Source organism: Pseudoalteromonas luteoviolacea, assembly GCF_018100925.1.
Lineage (GTDB): Bacteria > Pseudomonadota > Gammaproteobacteria > Enterobacterales > Alteromonadaceae > Pseudoalteromonas > Pseudoalteromonas obscura.
Genome location: NZ_JAGJEH010000016.1, coordinates 1 through 18847, shown reverse-complemented (window position 1 = coordinate 18847; position 18847 = coordinate 1). Strand labels below are relative to the sequence as shown.

Annotated in this window: 15 protein-coding genes; 1 reads left to right on the top strand and 14 read right to left on the bottom strand. The window is 41.2% G+C overall.

What is annotated here, in order from left to right; genetic code table 11:
- Positions 1-50: 50 nt before the first annotated feature.
- The 12 genes from J8M00_RS24850 to J8M00_RS24795 all read right to left on the bottom strand — a co-directional run bounded on the left by J8M00_RS24850 (position 51) and on the right by J8M00_RS24795 (position 13966).
- Complete coding sequence (locus J8M00_RS24850) at positions 51-2309, bottom strand: GNAT family N-acetyltransferase (RefSeq protein WP_211013091.1); 2259 nt, start codon at positions 2307-2309, stop codon at positions 51-53.
- Between the two features lie 27 nt (positions 2310-2336).
- Positions 2337-2732 carry a hypothetical protein gene (locus J8M00_RS24845; RefSeq protein ID WP_211013090.1) on the bottom strand — a complete coding sequence of 132 codons (396 nt, stop codon included), beginning with the start codon at positions 2730-2732 and terminating at the stop codon, positions 2337-2339.
- Positions 2733-2769: 37 nt separating this feature from the next.
- Positions 2770-3159 carry a hypothetical protein gene (locus J8M00_RS24840; protein ID WP_211013089.1) on the bottom strand — a complete coding sequence of 130 codons (390 nt, stop codon included), beginning with the start codon at positions 3157-3159 and terminating at the stop codon, positions 2770-2772.
- A gap of 54 nt (positions 3160-3213) precedes the next feature.
- On the bottom strand, positions 3214-3639 hold the full coding sequence (locus J8M00_RS24835; protein WP_211013088.1) for a hypothetical protein: 426 nt from the start codon (positions 3637-3639) through the stop codon (positions 3214-3216).
- A gap of 109 nt (positions 3640-3748) precedes the next feature.
- Complete coding sequence (locus tag J8M00_RS24830; protein ID WP_211013087.1) at positions 3749-5794, bottom strand: Ig-like domain-containing protein; 2046 nt, start codon at positions 5792-5794, stop codon at positions 3749-3751.
- Between the two features lie 15 nt (positions 5795-5809).
- Positions 5810-7873, bottom strand: coding sequence for a tail fiber domain-containing protein (locus J8M00_RS24825; RefSeq protein WP_211013086.1), 2064 nt, complete (start codon positions 7871-7873; stop codon positions 5810-5812).
- Between the two features lie 97 nt (positions 7874-7970).
- Complete coding sequence (locus J8M00_RS24820; protein ID WP_211013085.1) at positions 7971-8606, bottom strand: Pvc16 family protein; 636 nt, start codon at positions 8604-8606, stop codon at positions 7971-7973.
- Between the two features lies 1 nt (position 8607).
- Positions 8608-10539: an ATP-binding protein gene (locus tag J8M00_RS24815; RefSeq protein WP_211013084.1), complete on the bottom strand. Its 1932-nt coding sequence runs from the start codon at positions 10537-10539 to the stop codon at positions 8608-8610.
- A 5-nt stretch (positions 10540-10544) separates the two neighbouring features.
- Positions 10545-10976, bottom strand: coding sequence for a glycoside hydrolase family protein (locus J8M00_RS24810; protein WP_211013083.1), 432 nt, complete (start codon positions 10974-10976; stop codon positions 10545-10547).
- A complete protein-coding gene (locus tag J8M00_RS24805) occupies positions 10973-11488 on the bottom strand; it encodes a UpxY family transcription antiterminator (RefSeq protein ID WP_211013082.1) in 516 nt (171 codons plus the stop codon). Before J8M00_RS24805 ends, J8M00_RS24810 begins: the two co-directional genes overlap by 4 nt.
- Before the next feature lie 367 nt (positions 11489-11855).
- Positions 11856-12437 carry an RNA polymerase sigma factor gene (locus J8M00_RS24800; protein WP_247687558.1) on the bottom strand — a complete coding sequence of 194 codons (582 nt, stop codon included), beginning with the start codon at positions 12435-12437 and terminating at the stop codon, positions 11856-11858.
- Positions 12438-12724: 287 nt separating this feature from the next.
- Positions 12725-13966 carry a hypothetical protein gene (locus J8M00_RS24795; protein WP_211013081.1) on the bottom strand — a complete coding sequence of 414 codons (1242 nt, stop codon included), beginning with the start codon at positions 13964-13966 and terminating at the stop codon, positions 12725-12727.
- 216 nt (positions 13967-14182) lie between these two features.
- Here J8M00_RS24795 and J8M00_RS24790 point away from each other — a divergent pair, with 216 nt between their 5' ends.
- Positions 14183-15253: a DUF3083 family protein gene (locus J8M00_RS24790; protein WP_211013080.1), complete on the top strand. Its 1071-nt coding sequence runs from the start codon at positions 14183-14185 to the stop codon at positions 15251-15253.
- 28 nt (positions 15254-15281) lie between these two features.
- On the opposite strand, the gene J8M00_RS24785 is transcribed toward J8M00_RS24790, so the two are convergent.
- The gene (locus J8M00_RS24785) at positions 15282-17090 is read right to left on the bottom strand and encodes a tetratricopeptide repeat-containing diguanylate cyclase (protein ID WP_211013079.1); all 1809 of its coding nucleotides are present in this window, start codon (positions 17088-17090) and stop codon (positions 15282-15284) included.
- Between the two features lie 114 nt (positions 17091-17204).
- On the bottom strand, positions 17205-18245 hold the full coding sequence (locus tag J8M00_RS24780) for a hypothetical protein (RefSeq protein WP_211013078.1): 1041 nt from the start codon (positions 18243-18245) through the stop codon (positions 17205-17207).
- Between the last annotated feature and the right edge of the window lie 602 nt (positions 18246-18847).

Sequence of the window (18847 nt, the reverse complement as noted above, 5' to 3'; positions counted from 1 at the left end):
CGATTTTAAGTTAACTCGGAACTGTTGATATTTAGTGTTCGCTTGGATTTCTACTTAGCCAAAGCCAATTGATAAAACACTTCCTGCTCAACCCCAGTGCCTTGTGTCTCCTCTAACGCTGTAAACCCAACGCGCTTTAAAATACGCCGAGAAGCAGTATTGTGTGCCCACGCAGAGGTCTTAATATGAGATATATTCTGGCTTTTTGCGAGGCTCTGAATCGCTAAAACAGCTAAATTAACGCCTATTTTTCCAAAGCCGCGATTTTGGTAGTCACATCCAACCCAGAAAGATAGATGCGCATTGCATTGCGAACTTTGCTTATCGCTGACATCTGGTGTCGGATAAAAGTCTACGATGATTGCGCCCACAAAGCCAAACGAATCATGAACAAGTGCATAGTGGGCCTTCTTGCCGCTGCAACCCTCTTCAAGCCAAGTTGGCCATATCCCTGTTAGCTGACTGAATTGATTGAGCTTTACACCGCGCAAACGCTCAGCAATTTCACCTCGTCGGTATTGACTATAAAACTCCCCTAGCTGGTGCTCTCCAAGGGGTAAAAGTCTCAACCCGGATGCCTCACACTGAGTACTCTCTTGCTTCATGTCGAACCAAGCTATGTGTTGACAGTAATCTAGGTAATTTGCAATGTCCCTATTAAGCTTTTTAACTTGCACATCTTGAGGGCTAAAATCGAGCGCCAACTCCGCGCTTTGAGCTGCAATTTCAAGCTCGCCTGTAGCCCATGCCACCAGCGCTAAATTATGTAAATACGCAGTGTTTGGACCATTGATCTCCATACAGGCCAACATACAGTTTTTTGCTAAAACCCAATGACTAAAATCAATGGCCAGTAAACCGAGCTCAAAGGCAAAGGATTCATGTGCGCAGTCAATAATATGGTTTTGCCATACTTGCGACAGAACATGGCACCACTGCATACGGTTTTCGACCAATACGCCTTCTTTAAGCAATCTGGGAATAAAAAATGCCAACACTTTTGGGTCGAACTTGCTTTGTCTGATATAAGCTAAGATTTGCGTTTCAGTTAGCTCCCTCGCTCTGCTTTTAATACTTTGACTAATTTCAGCTTGGCAGATTGGTGAGCGATAAGTGCAAGCCTTCTCGAAAACATGCCGTGTGTAGTTAAATTCATCTGATTTTTCATGGCTCATGCTCATATAGATAGCCACATCACTGCCATGTAACTTTTCAAATTCAGAGCTATAAGAGCAAGGGTTCATCAAACTCAGCATGTTCATGTCTACTGGTAAATCTAGCCCTGTATTCGGTAAAACTTTTGGCAGATTAATACCACTGTCTGCGACCATGTTATCGCTAATTAATTGATACAAACCTTTTGAAAAATTCTGCTCGAGCTGAAATAAAAGCTGGGTCGCTGTGAGTGGGATAGCAACGGCTTGGCTTACTCCTCTGGCGATAAGTTTTCTAAACACAGTACCCAATTGTGGCGCCAATTCTCTTTCAACCAGCTCGACTTCTCTATCTACATTAGTCTTGCGCCACTGATAAACTGTACGCTGCTTATCGTCTTTCTTTGCCACGCTTTGAGCTGTCTTCAAATCCCACAAGAGTGGCAGCTCTTGATAGTGTTTGTCGCTATGTGTTTGTTCAAGCTCTCCCGGGGTTTGGAGACAGGCAATTTCGGCACAATAAATATCTTGATAGTGCATGTAATAAATTGCTTGTGACAACTGAGAAAATACCCCATGAGCTAAACACGCAGCGGGATTTGCTGCTATCGCAAGGGTTTCACCGTCAATATCATGACTTGGTATTGGCTGGCATGAAGTCATATCCCAATTTACTATGCGGGCCTGCCCGTTTTGATAATACTCATTAAAGTCTGGATGACGAACTAGCTGTGTCTGCATAGCTTGATCATCAATGCACAACAGCAAACAGATGTTTATATCGCCAAGCCCTTGCTGTTGGCACCCCTGCCATAGTTTTTGCAATAACGCCAAGCCAAATGCGTAGCGTTCACACCCAAGTAACAATAAATACACAGGTTCAGATTTGTTCAGCACCTTACTGTCTTTTAAATCGTGTAACCACGCGAGCAATGAGTCCAAATATACCTCAACCCAAGCTTGGCTGTGCCAGCTTTCCGAAATTGATGGTACTTGTTTTGTAGGCCAAATATCAGCATTTAGGGTTTTCTGAAAAGTGCATTGTTGTTTTTGCTTGTCGCTTAATAGGGTCGACATAGGAGCAGGTGTTAAGGTCGCATACTCGACGCCATTAAACACCTCCTCCGGCTTTTTTGAGAGTCTCTCATCTGTCATGGTAATGCCTTTTTTATTGTGTAAGGGTTATGGCAACTTAATAATGTACTGAAGTTGATGGGGGTTATTGAGCGGTGCATGCAATAATGGTTTTCCTTCTTTGCCATTACAAAGACCATAACCCGCAGGTAGTGTGGAGCCATACCATAAGAATATTGCGCCCTCTGGGGGCGAGTCTGACGATTTAGTTGCGACATCAGACGGCGATGATTGCCAGTGCTGAGCGAGCCAAAATGTTCCCTCTACAGTCAGATCTCCTTTGATTCTCAAATTTTGCGTAACTTCAAGACCCCTTTCGCTCTTTTCTATACCATCTTCGCCTTGCAGTAAGCATGCATCTAACCACTGTGCAAATTGTGATTCCGTTGGTTTTTTTCCACGTTTGAAAAATGATTTTAGGGTTTTCCTCAACAGATTAGCCATACTGTTTCCCGCTCAATTGTACCCACCCAATTTACACCTATTGAGTCTGTAACGGGTCTAGTCCATTCAACTCAAAAGGCTGCCAAATCTGTTTCTGCAAACTAATTTCAATCAATTTAAAATATTGATTCGACTCTCCATTTTGACTACCAAGTGCCACGATATTGCCAGACTCTAACTCTGCAAAGAGCGGTTGCCAGAGCCCGCGTTCGTCAATTTGATACATCCCATTTTCACTCGGATTTTGCTGTGCAGTTAACAACACTGTGGACTGCCAATCACTTGGCGGCAGGGGCTGCGCGATGTTCATAGGCACCTGAATTGCTCGGTCAACAACGCCGATAAAACCCACAAAGCGCTCTACATGTTGTTGATGGCCGATTATGCGATTGAGTAATGCATTAATATTTATATATTTATTAGTCATTGATGGTACTCACCTCAATGTAAAAGGACCAAGTGAATTCACTTGGCCACCAAGTTATACAGCCGCTGCAACGGCACCATCACTGAGTGAAACTTCACTCCATTGATCGCCCTCCATCAGTTTATAAAACACGGTAGAAGACGTCGGCGGAGTACCAAGCAACTCCACTAAGTTGCCAAGTTCAACGTTTGGATAAGTAATTTTATTCAGAGTGTCAGCAATTCTTTGGTAAACCCCATTTTGAGCTGGCGTAGATTGCTTGGTAAGCAAAATTTTATCTCCATCCGCTAGGTTCAATGTATTGGTTAAAAAGTTATCATTGTTTGCTGTTGATAAATCAACATTGGTATCTTTTTTGACAGCATTTACGCGGTCTATAATACCTGTATAGCGATATAGGGATTTAGTTGCTGTCATATTTACCGCGATTTGCTCTGCGTCGATAGCAGCGAGAATACCAGAGAGAGTTTTTTGAGCCATTGTGGCCTCCTTGAATAGGTGTAGTGCACCTGAATTGGTGCGCTACAGGTTAGAAAATGAATCGAATTGAGTAACTGCGCCGTAACTGTTCTATTTTGCGGCGAATAAATTAGAGAGACTGGGAAGAGACATCAGGGATATGCTCAAATAAGCGATAATCCATAACTTGATAGTGCACAAACGCACTAGTGCCGTTGTCATTGCCAATACGCGTGATATGTCCAACTATGCCGCCCTCAATGACAACCGTGCCGCCTATAAAGTCAGTCGTGGTCAAATCTATCAGGTTGTCCGCAAACCAATTCTTTGTACCTAAGTTATTAAAACCTGGGTTGCTGCTATGGTGAGTGTGTGCAGATGTTGTCGAGACACTGGGTTTATCTTTAAGGTAGTTTTTCTCTTCTTTTCCTGCTGTGTAGAGTGCCAAAATGCGTCTGCCAGCAGGCGCGCCGTGTTGCGATAGCGCCTGTTCGGCCAAGACATTCTGTGTCTCATTCAATAAGTAGGTATCATTCCACTGACTCTTATCAACCAAATTACCGATGTAGGAAACCGCATTTTGGGAGATTAAAAAGCGCTCTTTACTTTGTGGATTAAACACTTTTCGAATGTAGCCTAAGTGGCTTTGAATGCTTCCAGAAATCCTCTGCCAACTGCCGTTGATATACTCCCAGACGTAGTTGTTTTGCGCATCGTAGATTTTTGATACATCTAAACCGCCTCGTAAATCGGTGTCTAAATAAGTCGAATTCGGTTGCGAATATGTAATGTAGCCGTAAGATTGTTTGCCTTTAAAGCGATGTAGATCTGTATCACTGTTCAAGTCCACAACTATTTCACTGGCCGATTGGAAGTTGTCTGTTTGATTCCAAGGCGTGACATAAAACTTAAATATGTCTCCCTGACGCTGAACTTTTACCCTTACCCGTTTATTACTCCAACCACCACCAGTACCAATGTTGTATTCCCCGAGCAATTTCTCCCCTGCTCCAACTCCCGCGTAGCCAAAATACACCCCACAGCCGGTAGCACTAGGCTGCGTTCCGCCGGTATTGAGCACAATCGTCAGTACATAGTTTATACTGCCTTCTCTGACAAATGCTGCAACTACGCCAATGGTATCGTTGTCAGTGTTATCCGAGCTCAATGTTGCTTCTAACGTATAATTATCTACTTTTTCGGCTGACACAAATCCATTAGGTGGAGAGACATTCAGAGGCATCACGACGCTGTCTGTCGGCGCATTGTAATACCAAGCTTTGGCGTTGGTACTGTTACGTGCCTCTGCATCTTGCTTATTTAAAAAATACTCATTACCGTTGAATCTCGCCCAATTATTGAAGATATCTTGCATCGTTGGAGGGCTATAGCTGTGCCTTGCTTGGTCGGACTGTTCCTCTGTGCGATAGATAAATGACTCGAGTTCTGGCAATGGTGTAATATTGATATACACAGTACCCGTTTGTTCTACACCATGACCGTTTCTTACCCGATAGTTAAACTGTGCAGGCTGCTCTGCTAGGCCTGTTGAGACAAAAGTAATGGTGTCCCCACTTTGTGATACTGTGCCTCCTTGCGCATTCGTCACCCCGATCAAAGACAAGCCGGTACCTGAGCCGTCTTCATCGTTTGCAATTAATTGCTGCTTGCTAATATAAATTGATTCGCCTTGTTGCAAAGAGAATGTATCAGGGTTGCAGACGATCGGCGGAACAGCCACTACTGACATGGTTACAAAATGGGTTTTTCTGATCCCAATACTGTTTTCAACAACATAATCAAAGCGCGCTGCGCTCCCCACACTACTTGTCGATGTAAATTCAATATTTGCACCATCTATCCGTACGGTGCCAAATTGTGGGTTTAGTACTGTGATTAAACTAACGGGATCTTGCCCATCACTGTATTCATCAAAACTGCCTTCTAGCACATTAGCAATGGGAATAATTGCAGAACGCTGTGTATAAACTTCAAATGTCTTGTCTTGCAATCGAATCGTCTTTGCCGACTTTCCGTAAAACTCGCTAATAGCTATGGTATCGCCAGGTAGCTTACTAACATGCTCACTAAAAAAACCTAGTTCATGAGGCTGCTCATCTCGGTATTCATCACCAATATCTTTGAGTGAAATTGGACCACTTGTTTGTAACGTCATCTTGCTTTACCCCCGTTATTTGGACTCATGTTCCACTAACTGGCTCTGCAGACTAGTAACTTTATTGTTGAGCTCCTTAATGCTTTCAACCAATAAACCAACGAGGTTGCCATACGCCACCGACAAGTGTTCATCTTGTTTATAAACGGCCTCTGGAAAAACTTTGTCTACGTTTTGAGCTATCAGACCTGTGTAGCGTCTATCAGAATGTGTATCAACACGCTCAAACGTCACCCCTTCTAATTGATTGACAACATCTAGTGCATTTTCAATTGTTTTAATATTTGATTTTAACCGAGCATCTGAAAATGCTGTCACATCGCCAGTCGCAGTAATTGCACCAGTGACAGACATATCGCCCGCAAACGTCGCCTGCGATATATCCACTTGGCCTACTAACTTGGTATTAACAGCTTTTAGGAAGCGTTGATCAGATTCTGATTTGGTATAGCGATTTGCCGAATCAGCTACCCTATTATTAATTTCTTGCTGTAAACTCGTTTGCAATGAAGAGACCTGCAGGGAGCGAGTATTTGTTTCATTCGTTAAGTCACTTTCTAGTTGCGAACTGCGAGCATCGTTAGTCAATACATAGTTGGCAAATGCTTCGTCTGACTCGGTATCAACAGAATTGATTAGATCAACTATTTCTTTGAATGAATCAGCATCCGCGTCACTGGCCTCTAAGATACTATCAATGCGCTCTTTTTGAACCGTGATTTTGGCGTTGTAATCTGCTTTTAACGCGTCAGAACCCGACGACTGCTGCGCTTTAAACTGCGCTGCATCAAGTAGCTTATCCGATACGCCTGCCTCTATGTCTGCTGGTGTAGCGATATCAACTCCAAGCTGGTTATTGATGGCCTTGATCCCAGCCCCTGCAAGCGTTACTTGAGCAGTCGCTTGCCAATGATTTTCATTGCTGCCTTGCGCATCTGTAAATTGAGAGGTTAATACAAACACCTTGTGTTGATGTTGAGTGCCTGCCGCAATTGCCACAGCAACCCCCGGGTACAATGAGATATCAGACGTCGGGATTGCCAACGTTTTATCTATTTGAACCTGCCATATTCGATTTTCTCGGGGGTCATGTTGCGCATTTAACAACACGAGGTCACCATATTGAAGTCCAACACCATCCAGTGTGTTTAGAGGCAAAGCCGGATCAATACTTACTTGGGTCTCTACACAAGTGACAACGGTTTCATTGAATGAGTAAGCACCGAGAGATTGGATTTTTTGATTCAACCAATGGCCCTGAGTTGCATTCAGTATCTTTTCGTCACTGCCTACTTTCAAGTCGTCTATATGCGCAAAGTCCAGTCTATCTGGCGAAACCTGACCATTCTTTAGTTCTCTTGCGTCTAAGTTAGTCAAATATTGACCGTCACCCACAATGTGCTTAGCTGTGATGCTCGAATCATTTGCAACTTGAGTCAAATCAATTTGCGCAGGTAAGCTAGTGTTATTCAGATCTGTAATCGCTTCACCATTACCAACTAAGTAATTCGCCGTGAGTCGGCTATTTGTGATATCACCTTTTTGAGTCAAGTCTACAGCTGCTGGGAAACGAGCATTTTGAAGGTGTTCAGAGTAGTATTCTGGTACATCAAAATTCTCAATTTTGGACCAATCTAAATTTTGGGAGTCGTTTTGCATTACGTAGTGATAGTAGCTCGCTCTATCGTCCAAAGATCGGTTGGCCTTTATCAACATTCCTTCAAATTCATTGATAGACTGTTTTGTCAGGGTTGGCGTAGCACTCTGTCCGGCTTCAACCAAATTATAGATATATACCCCATTCTCTGAAATATTCTCTTGAAGGTATAAAATGACATGCTCTCCGGGGACCAGCGCGTAAGGTGTTAGTTCGGTTGCCAAAGATTCTGCATCATTTAAGTCGGCAATGACTTCACTAATTGCGCAATCGACTGTTGTGCCAAATAAGTGTGCCAGTAAGCTAAACGTCGTTGTGTTGTCTGTCGCAGCATCGATCAGTTTTTCAAATTCCTGTTCGGTTGGGATGTCTCCATTTTCAAAATAGCCACGGAGTTCAGTATTGAGTTCTGAATGTTTCATAGTTAACCTTTGGTGATTAGTCGTAAATTAAGAAGCATTGCTACTCAGCGGAAGTGGGAGTAGCAAGTAAAATAGAGCAAGAATATTGATGAAGGTATTAAGTTGATTTGTTATCCATTTGCGTTTCAATATCTTGGACAATGGGTAAGATATCCGGAGTAAATACCGGCACAGGCAATGATAACGACAGCAACAACGTTGGTTTAGGCGTTGACCCTAAAGCCTGCCAAACCTGTCCACTGACCTTTTCACTGTGTTCATTGCCAAATAACTGAGTGCGAACGCCATAGGGTTTGTCGTCTACCCCATGCTTTTCCAGAATATCCTCTGGCAAGAAGTCATAAGCGCCTAACCCACACAGTAAATAACTGAGTACCATATGCTCCAACTCTGCACTTCCAGCATCCGCTTTACTCCACACTGTTAACATATAGGTGAGGGACACAAACCTAGGCTCTTTATGATATACACGGTGGGTCTGCGCCGTATTCAAATAGCTCCTAGGGGGTTCGCTTTGTCGACGAGTTACATCTTCTGCAACGCCTATCAAATAACAGTTTACTGTTGGTTCGTCACTCACTTTATTGTCGTAAAATGCCTTGTCTGGTGCGACAAAGCTCAGCGCGATATCACCTTCTAACTCCGTATCTACACCTTTGCTCATTGATAAGATGCGCTCTGTTAAAAAGGTTTCCAGTGCCTGCTGTGTGTTATAAACAATCTTTGGGTCCATATTAGTTTCCTTGCAACCAAGCTTTAATTTCATGCTGCGCCATAAACCCTTCATGCTGTTTAGCAAGCTCTCTTTTAAGTGCATTAGCCAATGAGCTCGGATCAATGTGCGTTTCTTGCACCATCAAACGTTGTAATAATGCAGATTCAGTTATATTAATAATTTGCGCGGCGCTAAGTTCAAATCGCTGCGCCAAGCCATCGATGGATTGCGTCAGTGCTTCGTTTGCATTATTTGCAAGTACTTGGCGCCATATTTGAAGCCTTTGTGATGCTGCTGGCAGTGTAAATTCAATAACGTTATGGAATCGACGTAGAAATGCATCGTCTAGATTCGATTTTAAATTGGTGCTTAGTAACAGCAGGCCGCTGTAGTGCTCCATGCGTTGAAGTAGGTAGCTCACCCCCATATTGGCATTTTTATCCTGGCTAGACTCAACCACACTGCGTTTTGCAAAAACCGCATCAGCTTCATCAAACATCAATACCGCATTGTGCTTTTGAGCTTCGTCAAACAACTTTGCAAGGTGTTTTTCTGTTTCACCAATCCATTTACTGGCGATATTTGCCAAATTCACGATGTATAGTGGCAATCGCAATTCTCCAGCAATGGCTTCAGCTGCCATAGATTTACCCGTACCTGGTTTTCCCCAAAAAAGTGCTTTGCACCCCGGCGTGAACCTCGATAACTTCGATTGGAGGTGGGACTGCATTTCAATTCGCCCAACTAATTCTGTCAGCTGATCGGCAACAGTCGACGACAAAACCATATCTGATAGCATAAAACGTGGCTCAGATAACTTCGCCAACTCCTCAGGTCCTTGATTTAGTTCCCGTAAACATAGCCCCTGCAAAACAGACCAAAACTGTGAATTAGACTGGGCTTTCGCTTGTTGGGCCAATTCGTTCATTCTATTGAGGGGCACTGGATATCGAGCAGCAATTGACTGTGCCTGCATATCATCATGAATTGGTGATAGCGTATTCCAAACTCTTGCTAAGGAGCCAATACTCGGAGCGTTATACTCAACCATGTGTGGTTTAAACGCTGTTTTATCAACAAAGCCTACATTTAATGAAAATAAATGGAGTTTAGCCGCAGCTAGGCACTCGTTTGATAGTAGCTTACTTTCAATTGGTAAAAGGCTTTCAAAATCAGACAAGTAGAGAAATATACGTTGACCATTTGCCGCCAGTATGACTCCAGCAAGCATTTGTAGCATATCAGTGCTCTCAAGCTGACTGAACTGCTCGTTATTTAATACACCAAATATAGCATCTGATTTAACAGCAAGCTGCTGGGCATACCAACTAGCGGTTTCTGACTCTTTTGTATCAATATAAAAGCAATTGGCCTGTTCGGTATTCCATGATTTCTCGCAACAAGCGAGAAACACCGGATCAGTTTCTATCCCCTCATACATCTTAATCGGATGCTCTGCGGTCAAAACCACTTTTCCAGTTTGCAAAAATTGCAAAAGACATGAGTGCAAGCCAACACCTTCGTGCAGCTTAGGCACAGAGCCAGCCTGTAATAGGCCCCATTTAAAAGCAGAGCAGCAAAAGATCCCTTGCGCAAGCAGTTGTCGTTTACCGCCGAATTGACAAAGAAATAGTAGTTTGTCCAAACTCAGTAGCGGCCCTTGTTCATACCAACTTAGACCTAGATAAGGCGTTAATATGTCGGGCTCAAGTGTTTGGATATAGATTAATGCGATCAGTCTGATCTCAAACTCGTCGAGTGAAAAAGTACTGGTTACAAGTTCAAACCTAGGTGTGTGCACAAGATTGTCTAAGACTTTTTGCAGTGCAGTCAAATTTTGTTGCAAGTCCTGATCATTGTTCGCCAGTGCAGCACCTACTTTGAAAAATTGCTGTGCGAGTTGTTTTTCAATTTTAATCTGGGATTGGACCTGCTCAGCAGCTGAATTCATTGCTATCACCCCTGTTTCATCATAATCGCCAGCTCCATGGCTCTATCGCTATGTTCACTGATCCATCCACCATGCCAAATTTCATCAGCGGCTAATGTATAGTCTTCAACGCACAGCGCAGCTAATAGCTTTTTCAGCCTCTTTACCCCCTCGACACCGATGCTGAATGCCATATTTAACAGCACGAGTTTTCGCAACTCACTCTGCTGGTTAAAAATTGGTAGCTCTTGGGCCAGTGTTTGAATTAATCCAGTGATGTCGTTTTCCAACATGCGCTCTGCTTCTTGTTCACTCACCCCTACATGTTCTAGTTTTCTGCCAACACCTATGATCAGCTCTCCCTGCGCATTTCGTGTTGGCTTGCATAGCAAGCCTTCATGGCAGATCAATTGCACTTTTAAAGACTCTATTGCTTCTTGTGAAACAGACTGCTTCATGACGCCTCCACAATCTGCAACATATCCTGAGGCACAGACATCAATAGGCTTTGATCTAAGCCCTGAATCTCTATTGCAAACACGGAATCATTCTTGTATTCAAGTAGTTTTCCTTGATAACCCTTTAAAGCCCCCACTTTTATCTCAGCTAAACAGCCAACAGTTAGTTGGTTTGGGACAGGCTCACATCGATAGCCAGATGCAATAACTGCTTTAATTTTGGCGACCTCTGTAGGGCTTACAATACTGGGTTTGCCATTGAACTTAATGTAGTCAACAAAGCCATTAAGTCGCTTTATATGGTGATATTCAAAGTCATCTACATAAACAAATACATATGATTTAAACAAAGGAGTGTTTACCGATTTTACCCGGTCACTCCATTGCTTTTTCTCAACTTGCAAAGGTAAAAAGACATCACAACCACTTTTTATACACGAAACTTGCTCCGTGAATTTTTTTTCTGTATTCGGCTTAGTATAAACAACGTACCAATTTCTTATTGTTGTCATCTCAAATCCTAGAAACGCTCCGCCACATCTCCCACACGATGGGACAAGTTGGAAAAGCCTTATTGTTTGATTTAACAATAAACAGCTTAAGGCTGGTTATTGTGAATGTAATACCCTACTGACGAAGCAACATATTTTTTGTGAAAAGTTTTCGGTGATAACTAAACGGTAGTATGTAAATTGCGGTTTAAATAGAAAGTGGCCTCTTTTACAGAGACCACTTTAAAGGTTGGGCTAATGTTCAAAAACCTAGCGACTTATAAACGCTAGCTATCGATATTTGTGAATTAATTTATTGATAATTACTCAGACTGCACAGAGTTTTTATATTATTATTTTCATACTAAAATTTAAGTATTATAACGGCTTAGCTGTACTTCCTATATTCTTCCTTTAGACTGATCAATTGACGCCTTGCTAGTTGCACTCTTTTCCTCACATTTTCAAGTGATAATTGAAGTCTGGATGCAATTTCAGCGTACTCCATTTCGTATAAAAATTTATATTGCATGACCAACCGCAGATCTGTGGGTAGTATAGAGATTTCTTTGACTAGCTTATTATATAAACTGGTATTCCAGTGGTCACTTTCTAATGATGTTGATTGGTTATCTGCGAAAAAAAAATGGTCGGGTAATTCGGATACATGATTCACAATATCTTGGTGTTTTGCTTTTGCTCTGTGCTCATCCATACATAGGTTATGAGCAATACGACATAACCAGGCAAATTCGTTTTCAATCTTATAGTTTGACTGGCTATATGCTCTAAATGCTTTTTCACATGTCAGAGCTAAAACATCTTCTACCTTATCCCCATCATTTCTTAGCCACCGATGGCAACAACTTAATAATTTTTCTTTGTTTTCTAACCAAATTGTCCAAAACTCACTATGTCCTTTTAGTTGCCTTTGTTTCGCTGCAACTAACTCCCCTGTATGTAACATCATTTCTCCAATAAAAAAATTTATATCGGAGGAAAGACGTACATTTAAGAATTATGTGAAAACAAAATTAATACAATATATAAACCATTACTTAATTGATGTATAACCAAATTCTGTGTTGAACAAAATAATTCAATCGAGAATAGGTGGTGTTGTGAACATAATTTCCCGTAACCGCAATTACGAAAAGTGTTATGATGAGTAAGACAAAAAGCATGCTTGCTTAATCATTGGGGCGTCAACATTCAATAAAAACTAGCCGCAATTTTGCATGCTTTCAACACGACTATTTACTCATTAAGCGAGGCGATTTCACACTCAACAGCACGTTTGATAGACGTAATATCTCCACCCTCATGAGCATACGAAATTCGTAATCTTCCTTGATATGTACTGACAACAATTGCCAGTCCAGCTGGAGGTAATGGAACACTAAAGTTATAAATATCAATAATTTTACATTTTCCGATACTTGTTAAATCAAACTCTAATTTCCCTAAATTTGACAAGATCACATTACCATTAAGAAATAATCTTTTATAGCTATCTACGAGTAACTTAAGCCCTCGCCTAGGCATCAAGTTTATTGAAAAAGACTGCAAACGCTGCTCAGCTTGATGAACAACATGGTCACCAGATTTCAGCGCTTCTAAGCGTGACTGATATGTTTGAATCCAATTGCTATCGCCGCCTATATCCGAGCCAAATGACAGAATTAAATTGTTATATGATGACGACAAGTTTCGACTGGACAATGCGCGTAACGACATTGTTTCTATCATGGTATATTTTTTTCCATTGTTTAATACACGGTTGAATACATAGTTCAATACAACGTTTGCTGATAGTCGATGTTTTCTTGCCCATGCCAGTAAAGACTCGGTAGCTTCAATGCCAAGATCATGATAGTCAATCTGCCACTGGCCTGAGGCCTTGATAGGAATTTCTTTTTTCGCCTTGAATAACTCACATGTCAGACGGACGCCGGCTTTAAACATCGCTTTGTATGTCACTCTACTGAACAGTAAATGATCTTCACAAAAGCTATTGTCCTGATTTGGAATTGGCTGTTTAGCCAGCAATGCATTCAGCTGTTCAAACAAAATATAGCCACTTCGTGCATCTGACGCTGCATGTGACGATAGAAACATCAGCGCACTATATGTTTTAAATTTAACGCATACAAACGAGACTGGAGAACCTTCAAAAGGGTCTATGGGGTTATCAATGACAAACTGGCGCAGAGCCGCATGCCATTGTTCAACACCACTATATTGCTCGCTCCAGTCAAAACACAGCTTTTCAGGGTAAAGTCGGCTATCAAATTGCCAGTAGTATCTAAACCCCTTTTTAACCACACGACTTTGCATGATTGGATGTGTACTTGCGATCTTATTGACACATTCTGTCAGCAAATCAATGTCAAAATGCCCTTCCACAATGGCGAGATCGCATGAATTTGCATTATTTTTATTAGCTGCAGCTAATGCGATGAAATTGAGAGACCGATCGCTTAAAGGCATTAAATTCATTTAAAAAAGTTCCTGTATTGACTACACAAACTTTAAACGAGAATTATTTACTTGTCCAATGAGCTATTCTAATTTACGGTACAAATATATGCAGTTCGTTAATATTTGTTACACTTGACTTAGTAACAATGTGACAACTTTTGTTCCAGCGCAATAAAATCGTCATTTAAATTCAATAATATGAGCTAAAACTAGGTGTATCGTTAAGGACTAAAAATGGCATCATTGAATTTACATCGCGTCTATATTCCAACTAATGCTCGAAATAACCACTATATCTTGGCGGAATTTAAGCCTGAAAGCGCTTTCTATGATCGTTTCGACGACGTTGAAAGTGCATATCAGCGCCTCGCTAGAAAGCTGTTTGCGCTTTGTGATGAATATGAACTATACAACGTACAGCTTATCGTCAACGATAAGCTACCCGTTGTGCGTTACCATGAAGAAGCATATAGCTTGCAAACAGACAAACAAATTCTATTTTTCTACAACCCTAAGTATCATGAAGCGCACAAGATTTATAGTGATGAAGGTCATCAAGCGAGAAAGATCCGACTGTTGTTTTTAGCAACCGGTGATGAACTAAGAGCAAATGCGGCTGCATTTCATAGTAAAGTTAAACGTGCACTGGACGCACTTCAAACCCAGTATGAAGAAGAAAATATAAGTTTCAAAGTCAGAGATCATCAACATCTAACTTATGACATTTTCTCCAAAATTAAGGGCCACAGAGAGACATATGGTTACAAATTGAGGAGCTTGTACCCTAGATACCAAGCTCGCAATTGTTCATTGCCCGAAACACACAGTGAAATCACCTATGTAACCTTTTCTGTCCCGATCACTCGCGCCATTAAAACCGAATACCAGCACTTGTTACGCCCTGGCGACTACGGCGCATTTTACAGACATATTGAAGACATGCTGTTAACGACATGCAGCCAACTTCAATTGTCGCATGTCGGCTTTGTCGCCGATGGAAGAATGCCGATTATACGTAATAGCCAAATTGACAAATCAGCTCATAACAGAGAGCTTCAAAAGCTCAGTTTTGATACTTCTTTAGTCGATGGACAAACCCACACAATATGGGATGCCACTCACTTATGCGACGTAATGCATTTTGTTCTCGTTGCCAGCGATAGTGATAATAAAGATGCTGGTTACGGTAAATTTATGAATAATGTTGAAACCATGGTAAGACGTTTCGTTACCCAGTTACCTATAAACCCTGAAAAACAAGACGTAACTATGCGCTTTTTTCAACACATTAGCTACAGCTACTAAAAATACAAAAAAAGTATTGGGCAGGTCTTCAGAAGGCAACGACTTGCCCATGTGCTGTGCGTTTTACATGAATAAGGCGACTTTCCAATTCGGCAAAAATATTACCAAAGTCGCCTTCTTCTGAGCATATTAGTGCACCAGAAAAATTGATGGGATGTAACTGCTTTTGTGCTGTAAAAAAGTGCTGTAATACAGATAAGCGTTTTTGTAAAACTGGCTTTTTCATGCCCTGACACAAGATGACAAACTCGCGCTCACTCACTCTACAAACCAAGTCACCGTCATCTCTAAATTGCATAGATAACTGCTCCGCTGCAAACTTCACTTCTTTTTCGCTACATATTGACCTGTCATAGTCACCGGTATTGTCTGTATCGAACTCAATAAGTGCCATTGCGTAATCGAGACCATTGTTGGTAATACGCTCAAACTGCTCTATAAAATAGCGGCGATTGTATAAGCCAGTATTGAGATCTTTGTAATGCAGCACTTTGGTTAAGTTGCTTCTAGAATGTCTATAGTACACAACTACTACTAATAAAATGGTAATCAATAAGCCAATTATAATATAGGCTTTTGTCAGCTCTTGATCCTTGCGCTGGTATGAGCTCGAGTTATAGTCACTACTTTGCTGTGAAGCTCGCATTTGCAGATCTTTTCTATCGAAAACAGAGGTCCCTACTATTGCGTTAAGCTCCAACCTCTCTTGCGATTGCGCTGTGTTATCTTCTAGTAGCTTAATATAGGTCCGTAATGTGGAAATGGTTTGTGGTAGGTCTTGCTTCGATTGATACACATCAGCTTCAATTTTCAGTGTCTGACGGGCATAACGGTTATTCAATGGGCTGTGATATGACTTCAGTACAGATTTAGATTGAACGATTTGCGCGAGTGCACTATCAAACTGTTTAACCTGAGAGTAAGCATAAGCCAAATTGTTATGTAATACGATAATATGTGCAGGGTTAATAATCGCATTTTGCTGGGATTCTTGAGCCGCTTTTAGGCTAGCAATGGCTTTGCCAAAATCTTTTTTTGACAAGGCTATTTTGCCAAGCCCTGATAAAGACCAAAACTGATATCTTGGTAAATTATGTTGCTCTGATAATTCATGCATTTGCTGATAACATAACTCAGCTTTGTCGATAAGCTGTGCCCTAAGTAAGGTCAAGCAAAGGTTGTACTTTACCGGTAAGCCGTCCAAAATATTATTGTGTTTACTCGCCAACTCTTGCGCTTGATGCGCATATCCCAGCGCTTTAACATAAAACTTAAGTGTTGAATAATAGGCTGTCAGACCATCATAAACCATCAGCTTTGTAATACTATCGAGTTCTGAGTTACTCCTCGACATAAAACTTTGTGCGGATTGTAACGACTTTAGAGCGAAACTGTACTCTTCGCGCCAGACGGAAATTACAGCTTCCATAGCATAGGTGCGTATAAGAAAATCGGTCGCTTTATTGTGAGTGAAGCTCAAGCGAGCTTGGTTAATATATTGCTTTGCTTTATCTAAATCACCTTGTTCTATAGAAAAAAAAGCCCGATACAGAAACCAATAACCAGAAGACAACTGTAACGGCGCATCTTGTACACTATATTTCACAACATCAAAATACGAAGATGCAGCTTGGATATCCCCTCGAAAAAAAGCGGCCCGAGCCTTTAGGGTTAACCAGAATACATTATCTATGTCAGCAGGTGGATTTTGCACGGACAGCACAAGAGAAGGTGATGGAACCACCTGCAACTCATGCTCCAACAACTGCTTTTTTGTAAAAGCGGATACAGATAACGAGCAAAGCAAGGTAACTGCGAAAACGATAAATAATTGCAAATAGACAAGCCTGTTGTGTAACACTCGTTTTAAATGTAATCCTTTATTTTAGAATGTACAATAAATTACAGGCTCTAGTTTTGTCTACACTCTCGGGGCACATTGCTATGAGTATTATTCAGCTACTGCAGCCTCCGCTTTATTCAATGTGACCTTTCGAGTTGCTTGTGTAGATGACGCAGACTTCAATGAAGTAGATTTTTTCATTGACTCCAACGGCAAATCTAATTGCTCTTTGCTTTTTTGGGAGACTGTCAGCTCATCTGCAATCGTCGACAGCAGATGTTGGTTTATTTTTTGGTTCTGAGAAATAGAGTCTTGAATGTCTTTATTTTGTTGTTGTAGTTGTTCAGCCAACTCTGCTTGCGTCAGCGTATTTTTAACCTTCTCTTTAGTTTTTTGCTCAGCACTTCCCATCAATTGGTTCACTACTTCCACCAAACGACTAAGAACGCTATAAATAACATCTGCAGAAAAGCCTCCAAGCAATGCTGCTAAAGGTTTATGAAAGTCCCCTATTGAAGAGTGATTTTGCGTAATTTCCTGAGTGGGGATTAACTCGGCAATCATCAAGCCAGCCATAAAGCCCATTATCACCATAGACCAATATGTCGAGTCGAACTTAGGATCGTAGTTGCACATACGAATAAAACTGCGAGATTTATGTAAGCACGCGAATGTAGCTCCAAGTCCTGCACAACATAATAGAAATAGTTGGTTAAGCAATAATACTTTGCCCTCAGAATTAAATAGCCCCTCGTTAACTGTCTTTTGGTTTACTTCAGGTGAAATTGACAATCCAATGATTGAAACTAAGAAAAATAGTGCAAGTAAGGACATATGCCGAACAAGTTTTACTGGGCCTAAAAACCTCAGCCAGCTCACTGAACTCGACTCTTTATCCATAATAGATAATGTGAGCGGTTTAGCTGGATAAACAAGTAAAGATAATTCTTTGTGGCATTTAGTCAGCGCTGACAACTCATGCTCTAAAAGCAAGTTATGACCATCTCCATCATTTACAACTTGTTTATTTTGCAGTTGATAAACAGTATTTGGAATATAGCTTGGCATGGTTTTCCCCTCGCCTGATGCGTAGCGGATCATGACATCACATTCTGTAAGTAAATGACTAACAAAGTCCTTTTTGGACATAGTGTTACCTATTGCTATTATGCCGAAAAGAAGTTTATAACAGGGTTTGTGGTATTACTTCAAGTACAATCAATTACAGATAAATATTAAAAATAAATAAGTAGTTAGATTAAAGTCAAAAACTAATAATAAGAGATGAAGTAGGTTCGCTAAAATTGGCAATGAGAGCAGAATTTCAGTCTATCTATGAACTACGTGTACGCCGAACTATTATTGTCATTAAAGAAATAGTATTTCATTCTTAGCATGAGAAAATACAAACACATGAGTATTACTATAATGCCAACAAACAGGGCGAAAAAATCAAATGGCAAAGTTCGCGGCGCTAACATTATCTTTGCGCAAGTTGAAATGAGTAGTTTTGAGAGTTGATGCGGTCATCACCTCCAATACTAAGTTCATTTTAAAAACATAGATCCTGAATCAAGTTCAGGATGACAGCGAGCGAAGTGAGTTTAGGATGATGGCGAGCGAAGCGAGTTCATTTTCTTTACGCAAGGTGAAATGGGTAGTTTTGACAGTTGATGAGGTCATCACCTTCATTGCTAAGTTCACTTTAAAAACATAGATCATGAATCAAGTTCAGGATGGCATCGTGCGAA